At 67.0% G+C, this 17544-nt stretch carries 14 protein-coding genes and 1 pseudogene; 5 read left to right on the top strand and 10 right to left on the bottom strand.

Going from position 1 to position 17544, the window contains the following annotated elements:
• Nucleotides 1-249, bottom strand: a 249-nt coding sequence (locus ACK59X_RS16370; RefSeq protein ID WP_409958826.1) for an NYN domain-containing protein, incomplete at its 3' end; no start/stop codon positions are given.
• A gap of 73 nt (nt 250-322) precedes the next feature.
• Between ACK59X_RS16370 and ACK59X_RS16365 the strand changes: the two genes are divergently transcribed.
• Nucleotides 323-775, top strand: a complete 453-nt coding sequence (locus ACK59X_RS16365; RefSeq protein WP_409958824.1) for a hypothetical protein — start codon at nt 323-325, stop codon at nt 773-775.
• Here ACK59X_RS16365 and ACK59X_RS16360 read toward each other — a convergent pair.
• Both ACK59X_RS16360 and ACK59X_RS16355 read right to left on the bottom strand, forming a co-directional pair.
• Nucleotides 753-1100, bottom strand: a complete 348-nt coding sequence (locus tag ACK59X_RS16360) for a tetratricopeptide repeat protein (RefSeq protein ID WP_409958822.1) — start codon at nt 1098-1100, stop codon at nt 753-755. The genes ACK59X_RS16365 and ACK59X_RS16360 overlap by 23 nt on opposite strands.
• 81 nt (nt 1101-1181) lie before the next feature.
• Complete coding sequence (locus ACK59X_RS16355; protein ID WP_409958820.1) at nt 1182-2543, bottom strand: MATE family efflux transporter; 1362 nt, start codon at nt 2541-2543, stop codon at nt 1182-1184.
• A gap of 459 nt (nt 2544-3002) precedes the next feature.
• Here ACK59X_RS16355 and ACK59X_RS16350 point away from each other — a divergent pair.
• Nucleotides 3003-3277: pseudogene (locus tag ACK59X_RS16350) on the top strand (helix-turn-helix domain-containing protein); the annotation flags it as partial.
• 10 nt (nt 3278-3287) lie between these two features.
• Here ACK59X_RS16350 and ACK59X_RS16345 read toward each other — a convergent pair.
• A complete protein-coding gene (locus tag ACK59X_RS16345; protein WP_409958818.1) occupies nt 3288-3701 on the bottom strand; it encodes a hypothetical protein in 414 nt (137 codons plus the stop codon).
• Here ACK59X_RS16345 and ACK59X_RS16340 point away from each other — a divergent pair.
• On the top strand, nt 3700-4062 hold the full coding sequence (locus ACK59X_RS16340; protein ID WP_409958816.1) for a hypothetical protein: 363 nt from the start codon (nt 3700-3702) through the stop codon (nt 4060-4062). The two genes, ACK59X_RS16345 and ACK59X_RS16340, sit on opposite strands and share 2 nt — an antisense overlap.
• A 270-nt stretch (nt 4063-4332) precedes the next feature.
• Here the strand turns inward: ACK59X_RS16340 and fusA are convergent, their stop codons facing one another.
• Nucleotides 4333-6369: an elongation factor G gene (gene fusA, locus ACK59X_RS16335; RefSeq protein WP_409958814.1), complete on the bottom strand. Its 2037-nt coding sequence runs from the start codon at nt 6367-6369 to the stop codon at nt 4333-4335.
• A 765-nt stretch (nt 6370-7134) separates the two neighbouring features.
• On the opposite strand from fusA, the gene ACK59X_RS16330 reads away from it, so the two are divergent.
• Nucleotides 7135-7605 carry a CesT family type III secretion system chaperone gene (locus ACK59X_RS16330; protein ID WP_409958812.1) on the top strand — a complete coding sequence of 157 codons (471 nt, stop codon included), beginning with the start codon at nt 7135-7137 and terminating at the stop codon, nt 7603-7605.
• Between the two features lie 49 nt (nt 7606-7654).
• Nucleotides 7655-10423, top strand: coding sequence for a hypothetical protein (locus ACK59X_RS16325; protein WP_409958810.1), 2769 nt, complete (start codon nt 7655-7657; stop codon nt 10421-10423).
• A gap of 39 nt (nt 10424-10462) precedes the next feature.
• Here the strand turns inward: ACK59X_RS16325 and ACK59X_RS16320 are convergent, their stop codons facing one another.
• The 5 genes from ACK59X_RS16320 to ACK59X_RS16300 form a co-directional block, all read right to left on the bottom strand.
• Nucleotides 10463-12676, bottom strand: a complete 2214-nt coding sequence (locus ACK59X_RS16320; RefSeq protein ID WP_409958808.1) for a response regulator — start codon at nt 12674-12676, stop codon at nt 10463-10465.
• Nucleotides 12660-13124: a response regulator gene (locus tag ACK59X_RS16315; protein WP_409958806.1), complete on the bottom strand. Its 465-nt coding sequence runs from the start codon at nt 13122-13124 to the stop codon at nt 12660-12662. The genes ACK59X_RS16320 and ACK59X_RS16315 overlap by 17 nt, the downstream gene beginning before the upstream one ends.
• Entirely contained in the window at nt 13117-15390 is a 2274-nt protein-coding gene (locus ACK59X_RS16310) for an ATP-binding protein (RefSeq protein WP_409958804.1), read from the bottom strand. Before ACK59X_RS16310 ends, ACK59X_RS16315 begins: the two co-directional genes overlap by 8 nt.
• A gap of 437 nt (nt 15391-15827) precedes the next feature.
• Nucleotides 15828-16883, bottom strand: coding sequence for a J domain-containing protein (locus ACK59X_RS16305; RefSeq protein WP_409958802.1), 1056 nt, complete (start codon nt 16881-16883; stop codon nt 15828-15830).
• A 130-nt stretch (nt 16884-17013) separates the two neighbouring features.
• A complete protein-coding gene (locus tag ACK59X_RS16300; RefSeq protein ID WP_409958800.1) occupies nt 17014-17205 on the bottom strand; it encodes a hypothetical protein in 192 nt (63 codons plus the stop codon).
• Between the last annotated feature and the right edge of the window lie 339 nt (nt 17206-17544).

Genomic DNA, 17544 nt, shown 5'->3' with positions numbered 1-17544 from the left:
GCCCGACTGGCGCACGTGCGGAATCTCGATCAGCTCGAAATTCGCCTCGTGCATCGCGGCCTTGAAGCCCTTGTAGCGCTCCCAGTCGCAATAGGCCTTCTTGACCACGATGGAGCCCTTGAGCAGCAGGCGCTCCAGCACCGGCTTGATGTCGAATTTTTCATACTGCGCATCGCGCACGCCCAGGGCGACGTTTTCAAAGTCGCAGAACAGGGCCATGCTGATGCTGTTGTCTAAAGGGGATGCCATGGGAGTGTGTCCGTTCCAGCTCGGTTGACATCATCACACGGATCGCGATTGGCCCCGTGTCTGCATGGGCTCGATGGCCACGCGAACCTCGTTCGGATTCCATCCTGGCCAAGGTTTTACCCGCACGCCCGCCTGTCTATCCACCTCCTCGACACCACGGCTTGATGACATGCTTGCCACCCTTTGCTACACGCTGATGCTCCTGCTCGGGTATGCCGTATACCGCTATGGGCAGAAACAGCTCGCCAAAGGCTATCGCGACGAGAACGACGAAGTCACCAAGCCGCCCCTGGGGCCGGTGGGCTTCGTGGTGTGCGCTGCCATCACCGGCTTTCTGTCCTTCGGCCTGCTGCGTGCGCTGGCCAGGGGCGAGATTGAACGCGTGGGAAAGGGGTGCCGAGGGCAGGTCTATACCCTGGCAGAACAGGCGGGCCAGTACTGGGGCAACCTGTTCTTTTTGGCGTGGCTGGTGCTGTTTCTGGCGTATGCGCTGTACGTCACTTTCAGGATGTGGTCACGGGGGTAGCGGCTGGTTGCTGGGCAGTGCGTTGCAGGCGGCGCAGGAACACTTGCATCTCTTTTCGGGCTTGGTGATCCCCCTTGCGTTCGGCCACGGCCATGCCCTGGGTCCAGGCGTCCTGCGCGGCTTCGGGGCGGCCGGCCAATGCGTGGGCTTTGCCCAGCAGCTTCCACGCGGCGGAGTAGTCGGGGGACCATTGCAGGCATCGCTGAAGGTGGGTGATGGCGGTGCCAGCGTCGTTCATCTTCAGGCAGTGCGATCCCAGCGTTAACCGCAGCATGGCGTTGTCTACCCCGCGCTGTAGCAGGGCTTCGAGGGGTTTCATGTCCATGGTGCAGGGGCCGGGGAGTTGCGTTGCCCTTGTTTATAAAACATCAACCGCACTTGAGGTCAAGCAGACCCGCCAGCCCCGCTATACCAGCCGCGTGATGGGCCGCTTGCGCCACACGGCGTAGAAGTAGATGGCCTGCAGCACCAGCGCGCACAGGTAGGTCAGCGGGTAGCTGGCCCATATGCCCCGCAGGCCCAGCAGCTGTTGCAGCGCATAGGCCAGTGGCACCGGCAAAAAGGCCAGGCACGACAGCGAAATCGTGGTCGGCACACGCACCGTGCCCGCCGAGCGCATGACACCGGTGAACACGCTGGCCAGCCCGAAGGCCAGACTGCCCCACACGGTGATGCGCAGCACCGTGGCGGCCAGGCCCACCACGGCCGGGTCGTTGGTGAACAGGCGGGTCACCAGCGGCGAGGCGATCGCCACGGCCATGGCCAAGCCGCCGGTCAGCGCCAGGTTCATCCACAGCCCCACGCGCGTCACGCGGCGCACCTCGTCGGGGTTGTTGGCGCCAATTGCCTGGGCTGCAAAGACCGAGGCTGCGATGGCGATGGACATGGCTGGCAGCTGCACATAGGCCATCACCTGGTTCACCGTGCCCCAGGCCGCCGTGGCCTGCCAGCCGTAGCCATTGACCAGCCGCAGCAGCAGCACATCGGCCAGCGAGCTGGTGATGAAGAACAGGCCGGTGGGAACGCCCAGCCGTGCCACGGTGCGGAGCAGTGGCACATCCCAGCGCAGGTGCGGGCGCAGGTCCTTGAACGCTAGCAGATGGTCCTTGCGGTGCAGGTGCCACGCCAGCCAGGCCACTGCCACGCCGTTGCCTATCAAACTCGCCCAGCCGGCACTGGCCGTGCCCAGTTGAGGCAGGCCCAGCCAGCCCAGGATGAAGGCAGGCGTGAGCAGCATCCACAGGCCCGAGGCGACAATCAGCACACGCAGCGGCGTCGCCGTGTCGCCCAGCCCTCGCAGCAGGGCCGCGGCCAGCTGGTGCACGAACAGCACCGGCATTGCCAGGAACAGGATGCGCGCATAGGCAATCGCGTCGGGCAGCACATCGTCTGCCGTGCCCAGCGCGCGCAGCAGGTCACCGATGACCGTGATACCCAGCACCGCCACGGCGCAACCCAGCGCCAGCCCGCCCACCAGCACGGCCCCGGCCACGCGGCGCACCTTGTTGGGGTCGCGCGCCCCCCAGGCCTGGCCGACCAGCACGGAGGAGCCCGCGCCCAGCCCGATCACGAAGGCGATGCAGCACATGAACAGCGGAAAGAAGCTGACCGCCGCCGCCAGCGCACGCGCGCCCAGCAACTGCCCCAGGCAGATGGTGACCACCGTGCCGCCCAGGGCCTGCAGCAGGTTGGTGGCGACCAGCGGGCCGAGGAAGCGCAGGAAGCGCGCGGGAAGGGGCTGGGGGGTGGCGTTGCTGTCTGTAGGCATGGGAGGGCCATGGTAGGCGGGGTGCCCGCACGCCGGCAAGCGCTGGCGCGCCAAAGCAACGCGCCTGCTGGACAGCGCATGAGCCGGCGGAAGAGGCCTGGGGCATGCCATCATTCATCCTGATGGGCCTGCTCGTCGTGGCGGAAATGTGGACGGTATCGACGTTTGATGGTTAGAAGTGGCGCAAGGTGGTTGCGCCGCACCAGGACTGAGGGGAGAGGCGAGGGGCCTGAACTCCACCGCCATGGTGAGGCGGTGGAATTGCTGCTGCATGAACTCGCGAACTGCATGCCCGCAGTCCGCAGATGGGCGGCCGCAGTGCCTTGCTTCCAACGGCGCGATGCCAAGCGGCAGCTTGTGCAGTGGCACGGCGGGGGCACACGCATGTTATCCGCAGGTGCAGCTCGACGAGTCGCGCATGCTCACCCCTTGGACACCGGCGTCACGGCCGGCGCGGACCTCCAAAGCGGCTTTTCGCTGGAAGCCGCCGCGCGCGCCCTGGCCACGAAAAAACGCACGCTGCAGCGCCGTTTCACCGCCGTGCTGGGCAAGTCGCCCATGGCGTATTTCCAGGACCTGCGGATCGAGCGCGCCCAGGCGCTGCTGCACGGCGCAGCCTTTACGCGGAGGCCATTGCGTCGGAGGTGGTGTATGACAATGGAGCGAAGCTGCGGGCCTTGTTGCACGAACGGCTGGGGAGGGGTGTGCAAGAGTTGCGTGGGGATTTGTGGTAGCAGCCAGCCATCAACCGTCGTCCTCATCCTGTACAGACCGCAGATAGACCCCCAGCGTGTCAGCGCACGGCGCCAGCCAGTGCTGCAGGGCAGGGTGAGGCTCTGCCACCCAGCGTTCGACATCGACCGTGCCGTTCGAGCCCAGGTTGGTGTGACGGATGAACGGTACCGACAGCGCCTTTTCCAGCGCACCCACCAGGGCGGGAAAGCCCTGCGGTGATTGCAGCGCTGGCCAGGGAATGAGCCGCTTGTACTTCAGCTGTTGCGACTCCACCGAGAAGTTGCCATTGGGCCTCCATTGGGCCAGGAAAAGCCCATCGTGCCGCCGCAAGGTGGCGCGCCACAGGCCATAGCTCGGGATCGAGAGCTCAAGATCAAGGTCTTCTGGCCGAAGCCGCTTGCGCTTGTAGAACCAGTATTCCATGGGCACTGTTGACATCCTGAGGGTTACTGCCCAGGGCACGGTTTCAGGTGCCATGTCCACCATCGAAGCCCATGCCTGCGAGGCTTCATCCACATGGGTGATTGGGTCGCTCAATAGGTGCTCCTGTTTCTTGTTCCTGCTTCTTGCTGCATTCCGTGTTGATGCAGCGGGTCACGGAAGGGGCCAGAGGCAGTTCGACGGCTTTGTGTGGCAAGACCTGGAGTACATCGACCAATGCCTTGCCGGTTCGATCGCCGTGCAGGCGCCTGAAGTCCTCGGCTGCCATGGCGACGACTTCACCCTGCGCATTGGCGGCCACATGTTGTGGGCCGTCACAGCGCGCGCCGCACCAGCTCGCTGAAACGTGCTTGCGCGTCCTGCAGCAGCCACTGACCCGAGGGTGGGATCTCAGGCCTGGCTGATGGGTTGTTGGGCTCTGAAAATCTGGTCATCTCGATTGGATTATGACGCGCCTGCTCTCGTCGCTGGAGTTGCCTGTCGTGCTGCTTTCAGGCAGTTGAATCGAGCTCGGGGCTGCTATCGGAGCGCACTCTGCAGCAAAAAAGAAAGGGGCGCAGACTCCCGTCCACGCCCCCTCTCTCTTGCGTCCCTGGGCTCCTGCCCAGCATGCTCAGCCCACCAGCTCAGCCGCCTGCGCCGCAGGCACCACCCCATAGTGGTCCAGCTGCATCGAATACTGCGCACGCCCTGACGACAGGGCCCGCAGGCTGCCGATGTAGCCGAACATCTCCTTGAGCGGTACCTGGGCCTCGACCGTGGCGGCGTTGCCGCGTTGGCCTTGGCCGCGCACGATGCCGCGGCGGCGGTTCAGGTCGCCGATGGCGTCGCCCAGGTAGTCGGCGGGCGTGATGACCTCCACGGCCATCACAGGCTCCAGCACCTGGGGCGCTGCTTTCGCAAAGCCTTCGCGGAAGGCGGCCATGGCCGCCAGTTCGAAGGCCAGCGTGGACGAGTCGCGCTCGTGGAAGCTGCCGTCCACCAGCGTGGCCGCAAAGTCCACGGCCGGGTAGCCGGCGACCACGCCTGCCAGGGCGGCGCGGCGGATGCCGGCCTCCACGGCGGGGATGAACTCGCGCGGCACGGCGCCGCCCACGATGCGGTTGTCAAAGCGGATGCCTTCGCCCCGGGGCAGGGGTTCGAGCAGCAGCCTTACCTCGGCGAACTGGCCGGGGCCACCGGTTTGCTTCTTGTGCACATGGTGTACCTCCACACGCTTCGAAATGGTTTCGCGGTAAGCCACCTGGGGGCGGCCGACCGACACGTTGACGCCGTGGCGTGCGCGCAGCTTCTCGACCGAGACTTCGAGCTGCAGCTCGCCCATGCCGGACAGGATGGTCTGGCCGGATTCGGCGTCGTGCTGAAGGCGCAGACTCGGGTCTTCGCGCAGCAGGGCCTGCAGGGCTTTGCTCAAACCCTGCTGGTCCGCACTGGTGCGGGGCTCTATGGCCATGTGGATCACGGGCTCGGGCACGCTGATCTCCTCCAGCACCACGGGGTGGGCCGGGTCGCTCAGAGTGTGGCCGGTCAGCGTGTCCTTGAGGCCCACGACGGCGGCGATGTCGCCCGCCACCAGCTCGTCACGCTCGATGTGCTTGTCGGCATGCACCTCGTACAGGCGCGACACGCGCTCGGTCTTGCCCGTGCTGGCGTTGATCACCACGTCGCCGCGGGCCAGGCGGCCTGCATACACGCGCACGAACACCTTGGCGCCATGGTCGTCGGTGACGACCTTGAAGGCCAGGGCTGCGAACGGGTCGGCAGCGGTCTCGCCGCCCTCACGCACGATGTCTTCGGGCGCCGGCAGGTAGTCCACCACGGCGTCGAGCAGGGGCTCCACACCGCGGTTCTTGAAGGCCGAGCCGGCCAGCGCGGGCACGAAGGCGCCTGAGAGCACCCCCTTGCGCAGGTTGGCGCGCAGCACGTCCACGGCGATGTCCTCACCGTTCACGTAGGCCTGCAGGGCAGCGTCGTCCTGATCCACCGCGGCTTCCACCAGGCGGGCACGCTCGCGCGTGGCCTGTTCCAGCAGTTCTGCGGGCACGTCGGCTTCGCGGTAGGGGCCGCTGGCGTCGTCCTTGTCCCAGATGCGGGCGCGCAGGCTCAAAAGGTCCACCACGCCGCGGAAGTCGCCTTCCGCGCCGATGGGGATCTGCAGCGGCACCACGCGCACGCCCAGGCGCTCTTGCATCATGGCGACCACGCGGTGGAAGTCGGCTCCCACGCGGTCGAGCTTGTTGATGAAGGCGATGCGCGGCACGCGGTACTTGTCGGCCAGGCGCCAGTTGGTCTCGGTCTGCGGCTCCACGCCGGCCACGCCGTCGAACACGACGACCGCGCCGTCGAGCACGCGCAGCGAGCGGTTCACCTCGATGTTGAAGTCGATGTGGCCGGGCGTGTCGATCAGGTTGAGCTGCGTGCCCTTCCAGTGCACGGTGACGGCCGCACTGTTGATGGTGATGCCGCGTTGCTGCTCTTGCGGGTCGAAGTCCATCTGCGCCGTGCCGTTGTGCACTTCGCCAATGCGGTGGCTTTCGCCGGTGTAGAACAGGATGCGTTCGGTGGTCGTGGTCTTGCCCGCGTCGACATGGGCGATGACACCGAGGTTGCGCAGTTGGCGCGTGGCGGGGGAGCGGTTGGTCTTGGACATGGCGAATCTTTCCATCTGTGTTTCTTGCGGCTGCACTCGGCTCTGCGAGCAGCTGCCGCCTGGTTGGCTTTGCGCCAGCCCAGGCGTCACAAAAAGGATTCGCCTGCGGGCTAGCGCGGAAGGGGTGTGGTTGTGCTGTCGCCGGAGCCCGTGCGCACGGGGCTCATGCTCCGTCGGTCGGGAATCGTGGCAATCAACTTGTCGTAGGTACGCATGGGTTGGTCCGGGAAAAACGGGTCAGAAAACAGAAAACCCCGGGAGGGACGGAGCCTGCCGGGGTTCTAGGGTCCGGAAGGCGCGCAGCCCTCCGATACGCGATCAATGGGCGCTACTGGGTGGCGAACGATGCCTTGATCACGTTGGTGAGGATTTTCATAGTAGTGTGGATTATCCGCGCAGAGCAGCAAGCTTGCAAGCAAGCCTTGCTATCGCCGCGATAGCTAAAAGCGCGGGCTTCAGGTGCTGGCGCAGCGGTCAGCTTCAGGTCGCGCTTGCGCGTGGCGGTGTATACGTAGAAGCGGACGCTGGCGATGGTCGGGGGGGGCGATGCTGGTGTTGCGAAGCTGGCTGCGGGATGCAGCCGGACAGCAATGAATGAATGGCCGCGGTGCGAGGGCCTTACTGTGCCACGATGGCCCAGCGCTCGTGGTCGCGCCGACGGCCGCCGATCTTGACGCCAGTGGAACCCGCCGCCGCCTGCCGTTACTCAACCGGATTGGAGGCCCCCATCCCGGGTGTCTTTGCACCTGCGATTCAGGAGATTTCATGGATACCTCATCGACGCAGTTTTCCCAATTGATCAGCGCGCTCAACCAGCGTGCCGGCCTGGCGTTGCAGGCCAGCGAAGGGGCCTGTGCGTTCCTGGACCGGGAAGGAGCCTACTGGCAGCTTTCGCTGGGCCTGGGCAGCGATGCGCTGGTGATTCAGGCGGCGCTTGGGCCCCTGGCCGCGCTGGCCGCCGACGACACGCCCTTGCAATTGCTGCACCTGAATGCCGACCCCGCGCTGTTGCGCGGTGCCGCGCTGGGGGTGGACCCGGTCACCGCCGAGATCCGCCTGCTGCACACGGTGCCCTTGGACGGCCTGGATGCTGCCCGGCTCGAATCGATGCTGACCAACCTGATGGCGGTGCGCGACGCGGTGCTGGCACGCCTGGATGCTGCTGCCGCCGCCGCCGCCGAGACGTTGGACCGTGCCCCGCACGCAGTGCCGCCCGGCCTCATGAACTTTGCCTGACCCCCACCACGGGCAGCCCCGATCACCCAACCCCTTCAGGACCCGCGCCATGTGCAGAACCATCACCAGCACGACGACCGGAACCATTCCCATCACCCCGCCGCCTCTCGACACGGGCCCCGGCACCGGAGGCGAAGGCCTGCAAGGCTTGCAGCATACCCCGCCGCAGATCGTGCCTTCGGGCGGTGTGCAGGCGCTGGATATGCCCGTGGTGGAAACACCGCCCCTGGGCGAATCGGTGAAGGAGCCGCTGACGCTGCCGAAGCCGCCGCGCTTGGCCCTGGAGACAGATGGGACACCGCACAAGGTGGCTCTGAAGAAGGGGCTGGAGGCGATTGACAGGGACCATGGCGCAGATACAGCGAAAGAAGTGCGCACCATCCTGGAAGCGTTGGAAGCCGCAAAATACCTCGCGCCGAACCCCAAGGCCGCGACGCAAAAACTGGTTCATCCGTCCGCACGCGGCGCGGTGCATGAGCTGGTGGCGATGAATCCCCGCCTCTTGGGCGAAGAGGCCCGGGACCTTGCCGTCGCGCTGCTCGACAAGGGCGCGGTCGCGAAGGATTCCAACATCCGGGAGGCATTCGGGGAGTCCGGCGCGAAAGACGTGTTCAAGACCTGGTTCCACGGCTTCTCGTCAACGGTCAATCTGCTGGCCAGCCGCGTCCACGACGGTAAGCCCTTGCCTCCCGAGCAGCAGCAGAAGCTGCTGAAGGCGGAGCTGATGCGCGGCCAGTTGCAGGCCACCTACAAGCCCGGTGATGCGGGGGCATTCGGCCGATCGCTGTCTCCGCTGGTCGCCGAAGGGTATGGCCGGGGCGTGCGCACCGGCCTGTGGATGGCGGTCAAGGACATGCATGAGAAGACGTTGACCGCCGCGCTGCCCAAGGGGGCGCTGAAGGATTTCGACGTGTTCCCGGTGAACCGGGCATTCCGGTACCTGGGCAAGGAGCCTGTGATCGAGAAGGGCATCCCCGCAACGCTGAAGGCGGGCGAATGCATCTACATCGAAGAGCTCGGCGTTCAGCTCGTGCCCAAAAGCCTGTACACCGACAAGGCCGCGGGGCGCGGCGAGGTCGATGCCCATCTGGGCGGGCTGGGCCTGCGCAACTCGCCCAGCGAGTGCGCGGACATTCTGGCCGCCGCCATGGCAGGCCGGATCGATGCGAACGATCCCAAGGGGGCGATCGAGTTGCTCAAGCCCAGCCTGTCGGCGACCAACTCCAAGCAGGTGCAGACGGCGCTGCAAAAGGTCGAGCTGGCCCCGAACACGCTGCTGGCCAGTGCAGGCACGGATCCGCTCACGCAGAGCAGCAAGGCGCAGATCCAGGAGTTGCGCGAGGCATTCAGCATGTGCGCGCTGCGTGCAGGCGAGCCAGGCATGCCGTTCTACGCCACGCAGAACTTCCAGGTGGTCAAGAACTTGCTGGGCGACATTGAGGACCTGGGTGTGGACTCGATGCCTTCAGCGACCTGCGGGGCGCTGACCGATGCCTTGCAGCGCGCCGCGCTGGCCTTGGGCGAGGCCCGTGCCGGTGTCATCGCCGAGCGCAGCGCGCCGCCGATGCTGGTAGGGGATGAAGCTGTCATCCACGACGCCGTGGACGAAGGCCTGAGTGTCCAGCGGCAGGCCATGAACATGGAGAAGTTCTACCAGGCCATGCAGGACGTGCACGACGTGGTGCGCTTTCAGCTCGCCTGGACGGGCAGTGCCCCCAAGCTCGAAGACAGCATCCGCGCCTTGCTGCCCGAGACGATGCGCGCGGGCGCCACGGTGGCGAGTGCGCCCCATGCACTGGCCATGCTCGACCAGGTGTTCCAGGCATTGCCGCGGGAGCAGTCGGACCACACGACCTATCTCAAGGGCGCGTACTACGAAACGGCGGGCGTACTGGGCCTGCCGGATTCGGTGGATCCTGCCGAAACGGTTGGCGACCCCGGCCTGAGGACGGCGGGCGTGATCGTGATGGAGCCGCATCCGAACAATGCCGCTCTGCAGAGCATCGTGCCGCACGATCCGGTGGCGCTCATTGAAAACGTTTTGGGCCATGGCCGCACGGAGCCGCTCACGCTGGTGATGGACGTGACCTTGAACCACCTGGGCGACGCGCAGATCCAGCGCGCGCTGGAAACGGCCAAGCCCTATATCGACTCGGGAGTGCTGAACCTGGTGCTGCTGCAAAGCGGCACCAAATTCTTTCAGAATGGCATGGATCTGGCCAGCATCGGCACCGCGGTGGTGCTCAATGACAAGACGCACTGGACCGGCTTCAACGGCGCGATGGCCGAGACAACGCAGCACGTGCCCGAGGACGACAAGGGCTACATTGCCAAGCTGCTGTCCGAACCCAACGCCGAAGCCTCTCGCGCCTACCTGGACAAGGTGCGCGCCAACACGGCCCTGCTGCGCGCCGCTCTGGACAGGGAGATTCCGCTGGGGCATGCCGAGGACAATGCCTTCGAGGTGTGCGCAAACACCGATAGGGAGACCGTGTACATCGCGTTCAAGCCCACCGACGCCTACCTGCGGCGCATCAATGAAGAGGTGGCCAAGGCGCAGAACCAGACCACCCCGGCGCTGGACCATGATCGCCGCAGTGAACTCAATGGCGGGGTGTACAAGAAAGAGGTGCTGCGCGCCTTCGGCGACCTGACGGCGGTGGATCGCTCCAGCTTCGGCTTCAACATCACCAACTTTGGCGAATGCGGCGAGACGGTGCGCATCACGCTGGGCATCGAGGATGCACCCTTGCTCGCAACCTATGCGTCGCGCTTGCTGGCGCTGGGCCGGGAGCTGCATGGGCGGCCGCGCACCTGATGCAGATGTGCATCTGACGGTCCAGAGTTCTCCGCCGGGTCAGGCTCCCGCAATGACTTCCTTGACCCGCCGCGCCAGCGCGTCCATCTCGAAGGGCTTGGTCATGACGTGCATGCCGGCCTCCAGGTTGCCGCCGTCCAGCGCGGTCTGCGCGTAGCCGGTGACGAAGAGCACCTTGAGGGCCGGGCGTTCACTGCGTGCGGCGTCGGCCACCTGGCGGCCGTTCATGCCGCCGGGCAGGCCCACGTCGGTGATGAGCAGGTCGATGGGCCGGCCCGAGCGCAGCCAGCGCATGGCCTCGGTGCCGTTGCCGGCCTCCAGTGTGGCGTAGCCCAAATCCTGCATGACCTCGACCATCAGCATGCGCAGCGATGCCTCGTCGTCCACCACGAGCACGGTCTCGCCCTGGTGCGCGCGCGGGGCCGCGGCCGGGCCTTCGTCGGCAGCGCTCTGCTCCGGCGTGCGCTCGCTGCGCGGCAGCTCGATGCACACCGAGGTGCCCACCCCCACCTGGGATTCGATGCTGACCCGCCCGCCGGACTGCTTGGCAAAGCCATAGACCATGGACAGTCCCAGGCCCGTGCCCATCCCCAGGGGCTTGGTGGTGAAAAAGGGGTCGAAGGCCATGGCGGCGACCTCGGGCGTCATGCCCACACCGTTGTCGTGCACGCACAGGCACACGTAGGCACCGGGCTTGAGGTCGGCCGCACGGGCCGTGCGTGCGTCCAGGGTGCGGTTGGCGGTCTCGATGGTGATGCGCCCGCCCTGGGGCAGGGCATCGCGGGCGTTGATGCACAGGTTGAGCAGGGCGCTTTCGATCTGGCTGGCGTCCACGTGCACGTTCCACAGGCCGGGCGCGGCGGCGATCTCGATGGCGATCTCGGGGCCCACGGTGCGGCGCAGCAGCTCTTCCATGCCGTGCACCAGCTCGTTGAGCGCCAGGGTCTTGGGCTCCAGCGTCTGCCGGCGAGAGAAGGCCAGCAGCCGGTGGGTGAGCGACGCGGCGCGCTTGGCGGCGCCCTGGGCCACGCCGATGTAGCGTTCCATGTCGGGCGTGACGTTGGCGCCGCCGCGGCGGCGCAGCAGCTCCAGCGAGCCGGTGATGGATGCCAGCAGGTTGTTGAAGTCGTGTGCCAGCCCGCCCGTGAGCTGGCCCACGGCTTCGAGCTTCTGGCTCTGGCGCAGCTGCTCCTTGGCGGCTTCGAGCTCGGCCGCGCGCTCTTCGACCTGGCGCTCCAGCGAGGCGGCCAGGGCCTGCAGCGCCTGCTGGGCTTCGCGGCGCCCCAGGATGGAGCGCAACCGGTCGCCGACGTCGCGCACGAAGTCCAGCTCGTCCTCGGTCCAGGCGCGCGGCTGGCTGTGGTTGAGGTACAGCAGACCGACGAAATTGCCCTGCTCGCTCAGCGGCATGTTGAGCACGGCGCGGGCCGATATGGCCTCCAGCGCATGCGCTGTGGCCTGGGTGCGCGGGTCTTCGAGGGCATCGGCAAACGCGAACGTGACCCCTCGCGCCAGGTCGTCGATGTAAGAGCCGTAGTCGCGGAAATGCAGCACGCCCGCCAGGCTCTGCACGCCGGGGGCGTTCCAGTCGCGGTGGATGGTGATGGTCTCGGCGGTCTTGTCGACGATGCCATAGCCCGCACGGTCCACGTTGAACTGGCTGGCCAGGGTTTCTGCAGCGGTATAGCTGATCTCGACCGGGTCATCCATGTCGCGGATGCGGTCCGAGAGCTCGACCAGCGCCAGCCGGCGTGCCTGGGCCTGCCCGATGGCCGCGTCGGCCTGGCGCAGGCGGTGCTCGGCCGCACCCAGGGTGCGGCGGCTGGCGGCTTCGGACAGCGCGCGGTCCAGTACCAGCGGCAGGCGTGAAAGCCGGTTCTTGCTGACGTAGTCGGTTGCGCCGCGCTTGAGCAGCTCGACGGCGTTGTCTTCGCCGATGACGCCCGAGACGAAGATGAAGGGTACGTGGGGCGCCATCTTGCGCGCCGCCTCCAGCGCCGCGGCGCCGGAGAAGGCCGGCAGCTCGAAGTCGGACAGGATCACGTCGAAGTGCTGCGCGGTGAGCGCCTGCACATAGCCGGGCTCGTCGCTGACCACGGTGGCGCTGGCACCCGGGCGCGCCGCGCGCAGCGCCTCGAGCAGCAACTCCGCGTCGAAGCGGGAGTCCTCGAGGATCAGGACGCGCAGCGGCGCAGACGCTGGCGCGGGCTCCGCGGTGCCGGCGATGAGCGCGTGCTCAAGGTTGCTCGTCATGGCGGTGCGCCTTGTAGGAGCCTGGTGGCGGCTCGTTGAGCACGGCCCAGAACACGCCCAGGTCGCCTATGGCGGACACGAAGCGGTCGAAGGCGACCGGCTTGACGACATAGGCGTTCACGCCCAGCTCGTAGCTCTTGACCACGTCGTTCTCTTCCTGGGAGGAGGTGAGCATCACCACCGGCAGGCTGCGCAGCAGCGGGTCGGCACGCACGGCCTGCAGCACCTCCAGGCCGTTGATCTTGGGCAGCTTCAAGTCCAGCAGCACCACGGCCGGGTTGCCTGCATCGCGCCCGGCGAATTCGCCCTCGCGCCGCAGGTAGTCAAGCGCCTGCGCGCCGTCGCGCACCACCACGACCTCGTTGGCCAACTGGCTGCGTTCCAGCGCGATCAGGGTCAGTTCCAGGTCGCGCTTGTCGTCTTCGACGAGCAAAATGGGCTTAAGCATCGGGGGCTCCCGGGGAAGGCGTTGGGGTGGGGGGTGATGCAGGGGTGGCCCGGGCTGCGGCTCCCGGGGCCATGCGGGGCAGGGTGAAGCCGAAGCGGGCACCCTGGTCGGGCTCGCCGCGCGCCCAGACGGTGCCGCCGTGCCGCTCGATGATGCGCTTGACGATGGCCAGGCCGATGCCGGTGCCCTCGAAGTCCTCGGCATGGTGCAGGCGCTGGAACACGCCGAAGAGCTTGTCGGCGTATTCCATGCTGAAGCCCACCCCATTGTCCTCCACCTCGATGCCGTCGCCCTGCGGCGTGCGCACGGCGCGCACGGCGATGTGGGTGGGGTCGCGGCCGCGCGAGTACTTCAGTGCGTTGCTGAGGAAGTTGCGCGTGGCCATCTGCACCAGCAGCGGGTCGCCAAACAGCTCGGGGTAGCTGTCGTCCAGCGCCCATTGCACCTGCCGGCCGGGCTCCTGGCGCGCAAGCTCGCGTGCGAGCTCCCGCACCATGTCCTGCACCAGCACCTGCATGTCGACATTGCGCTGCTTGAGCGCGGCGCGCCCCATGCGCGAGAAGTCCAGCAGCGCATCGACCAACTGGCCGGCGTACGCGGCGGCATCCTTGACGTTGCCCAGGTAGCGCAGGGCGCGCTCGGAGAGCGCCTTTTTTTCGAAGTCGACCACCAGGTCCACATAGCCTGCGATGTGGCGCATGGGGGCGCGCAGGTCGTGCGAGACGGTGTATGAGAAGGCTTCGAGTTCCTTGTTGACGCGCGCGAGCTCGTGGGCCACTTCGGCGAACTCCTCGGCGCGCCGCAGCACGATGCCGATGAGCGCCTGGCGCAGATCGCCCGCCACGCCCACCTCGGCGTCGGACCAGGGCAGCGAGGCCCCGCGGATCTGCTCCTGCCAGCTCTTGAAGCTCAGGCGCGGGTGGATGCGGCCATCGGGCGCCACCAGGTTCTTGCGCGGGTTGCCGGCCCAGGTCACGGTTTTCACGATCTCGGGGCGGAACCACAGGATCAGGTGGCGGTGCACCTGGGAGATGGACACGGCCAGCACCCCGGCCGCAACGTCCTGAAAACCTTGCGCCGGCGCATAGGACTGTGCCAGCTGGTGGCTGTGGAACACTTCGACGCCCAGGCCCTCGACCCAGTTGGCCAGGTTCTTGATGTCCTGCTCGGGCGGTACTTCGCCCAGGCTCCACACCTCGTCGTCGCGCACCACGGCGGCGCCGGTGGCGCGGGCAAAGCGCAACAAGGCCGGTTCTTTGGCCAGCAGGCTCAGGGTGCCATCGCTTTCGGACAGGTGCGAGACGATGTCCAGCGTGAGCTGGCGCAGGCCAAGCCGCTCCGCCACCTGCAGGGTGGCCTGCTTGGACTGGATCTGCAGGGCGAGCAACTGGCCCAGGTGCTCGCAGGCCAGGCGGGTGGAAACGCCGAGCACGCGGGGCGCGTGGTCGTGGCAGGACACCAGCCCCCACAGCCGGCCCTCGATGACGATGGACACCGACATGGACGACAGCGTGCCCATGTTGCGCATGTATTCGAGGTGGATGGGCGAGACACTGCGCAACTGGGCCTGCGACAGGTCGATGTCCGCTGGCGCCAGCCGGTGGCCGTCGATGCGCAGCGGCACCGGCGCGTAGTTGGCGTCGGCGATCAGGCGGAAATGGTTGAGCAGGTACAGCGCACGCGCCTGCTGGGGAATGTCGTCGGCCGGAAAGTGGTGGCCGGCATAGCTGTCGTAGCCCGGGTCCAGGTCTTCGGCCAGCACCTCCCCGTGGCCGGCCTCGTCGAAGCGGTAGACCAGGCAGCGGCCGAAGCCCGACAGGCGCTTCATCTCGGCGGCTGCCAGGTGTGCCAGTTGCTCGATGGACCCGGCATCCTGCAGGCGCGGCAGGAAGATGCGCGTGAGGGAGTAGATCGGGGCTTCGTTGCCGTCCGACGGAAAGGCCGGCTCGAACTCGACCAGCAGGTGCCGCTCGGTCCGGTGGGCCGAAACGTCCCAGCGCTCATACCCCAGGCCCCACACGCCCAGGGATATCGGCGGTGCGTCGGGCTTGAGCACCCGGGGCGTGCCATTGGCCAGCCGGGCCAGCGCGGCATCGAGCGCCTGCGTTGGCCAGTTGTCGCTCTGCGCCACGGGGTGCAGCGAGAACGGATCGAGCACCAGCAGGCGGCCGTGCGGCTGGATGGCCCCCGGCACGCGGATGGGCTCTGCGTGGCAGGCCGACAGGTCGGGATCGATGGCTGGGGGCAGGCCGGAAATGGATGTCATGAACAGAGAGGAAGCGACCCCGATCAAGCGGAGCGTCAAGCGGGGTAATCATGCCTTGAAACAAGACCCATCCGTGTCGGAATGCTCCTACGCCGCTGCCAGCCAAGAGGATGTATGGAAATCTTGTCCGGTGCAAGGATGCCATGCGTGCGGGCAAGGAATTCCGTTTGGGTTTGGTAGCGCCGTCACGCCATATCTGGCAGCCGGGATTAGGGCCTGTTAACTCTATTTTGGGGCCGCAGACGGCCCCCAGGCCGGGCAACCCGAAGGGAAGGCCCTTGCCGGCGCGCCACTCGTCGTTGCGCTACTTGCGTGTGCAAAGGCACACGCGGCGTCGCGCGCCTGGATTGGCACACCGGCAAGGGCCTTCGCGACCTCGAAATTGGAGTTTACAGGCCCTAGCCATCGCGGCCGTGCTGCTGCTTCGTCGTCGTCTTTCAGAAGAATTCCTTTTCTGCCAACCGCAGTGTGGGCCGCTTGCCCGGGGGCTCCTTGTAGAGTGCCACGGTGACGGGGGTGACGCCGGCCGAAGGCTGTGTTGGCGGCTGCGAGCCGTCTTCAGGCAGGGCCTGCGGTGCTGCCACGGTCACCGAGACGGCAGGCGTGCGGGCCAGGGCGCCGGTGGCCAGATTGCGGTAGCGCAGATCGTAGTCGCCAGGGGGCAACTGGTCCACGGTGAAGCTTTGCTGGGCTGGCACGTAGATATGGCGTACCACCTGGGGCTGCACACCATTGCCTTGCGCCACCAACTTGACGAAGGTGTCCGAGTCGTTGCGGCTGTTGTCCACGGTGATGCTGCCCACCCCCCCGGTGGCCAGCAGCGGGTAGCCGGACACGTAGCCGGCGCTGGCGGGCCAGGGCTGGCCGTTGGGCGCGGTGGCGGGGCGGGTGTAGTGCTGCGGGGCAAAGAACACTGGCACCGAGAACCCGCGCAGCGGCCCACTGGCGGGTGCGGATGCAGCCACCATGTCGTCGCCCAGAAAAGGTTTGGGCAATGCCGTGACGAGCGCGAGGCCCGCGACCACGGCGCCCAGGGCGTACAGGCTCCAGTTGCGGCGCAGGTGGGTCTGGCCTTGCGGGGCCTCGACCCCGTGGGCGCGCGGTCGCGGCTGCGTGGTGCGCACATGGGGGCGGCGCTGGCGCGGCAGTGTGGATTCCAGCGGCAGGGGCTGGGGCCGCGTCGGTGTCTGGTGGTAGTGCTGCGGTGCCTCGCTGTGCATCCACAGCGCGGGGATGCTCGAGGCCACGGGCGGCACGGTCTCTTCGTAGTCGTTCTGGGCCACCCACAAATCGTGCAGCGCGCGCTGGTGCGGGTCGGACAGCACGGCATACGACGCCTTGATGATGGACATCTTGTGCGCTGCTGCGGGGTCATCCGGGTGCTGCCCGGGGCCGAACCTGCGCACCATGGCCTGGTAGGCAGCGTCGATCGCTGCCGGCGACGCATCGTGCGCCACCTTCAGGTTGTCGTAATGGGTGTGCAGCGTAGTCACGCGGGTGGCCTTGGGTGAGGAGTTCGCCGACCGTACCGGGGTGGTAAAACAGATGAAACCACATGTTACATCGTTGGCGGCCTGTAATCTGTAGGAAATACCTGACAACCGCGCAGCTTGGTGACTGGCATCACGCCTGAAAGAGGTTGATAGGCGCGTCCAGCGCGAGCGGCTGCAAGGCAAAGCACGAGGTGGGTGCCTGCAGGTTCGCTGCGGCGGCCATGCGCCGTGAGAAGGGCTGGGCCTTCTCTGGACTGAGGGCGCCGTGCCGATTGAGGAACTGGCCCCACAGCGGCAGGTGGCGGTAGCGCTGGACGGGCACGGCAGTGGCGAGGTAGGCAGCGGGAAAAAGGCGGCGGCGGGCTTCGATCTGGTATTCGGCCAGGTGCAGGCCTGCCAGTAGTAGTTCAATGCGGTTGGCAGATCGCCCGGCAACACGGCTGCCGTGCTGCTGCCCGGCGCGGCCCCGCGCCAGTGATGCCGGGCGGCTGGGGATCGGGCGAACCCGCTCCCCTTGCCGTCAGGCGAACTCCAAGCCCTTGGCCGTAAGCCCCACCAGATCGATGCGCACCGCATTGGCATCCAGGTGCGCCGCCATCACCACCAGGTCTGCGGCCGAGACCCCGCCGGCCATGATGTCGGTCAGGATCTTGAGCTCGGG

The organism is Acidovorax sp. (assembly GCF_046339755.1).
Lineage (GTDB): Bacteria > Pseudomonadota > Gammaproteobacteria > Burkholderiales > Burkholderiaceae_C > Acidovorax.
The sequence above is the reverse complement of the archived record's forward strand: the minus strand, read 5'-3'. Positions and strand labels throughout refer to the sequence as shown.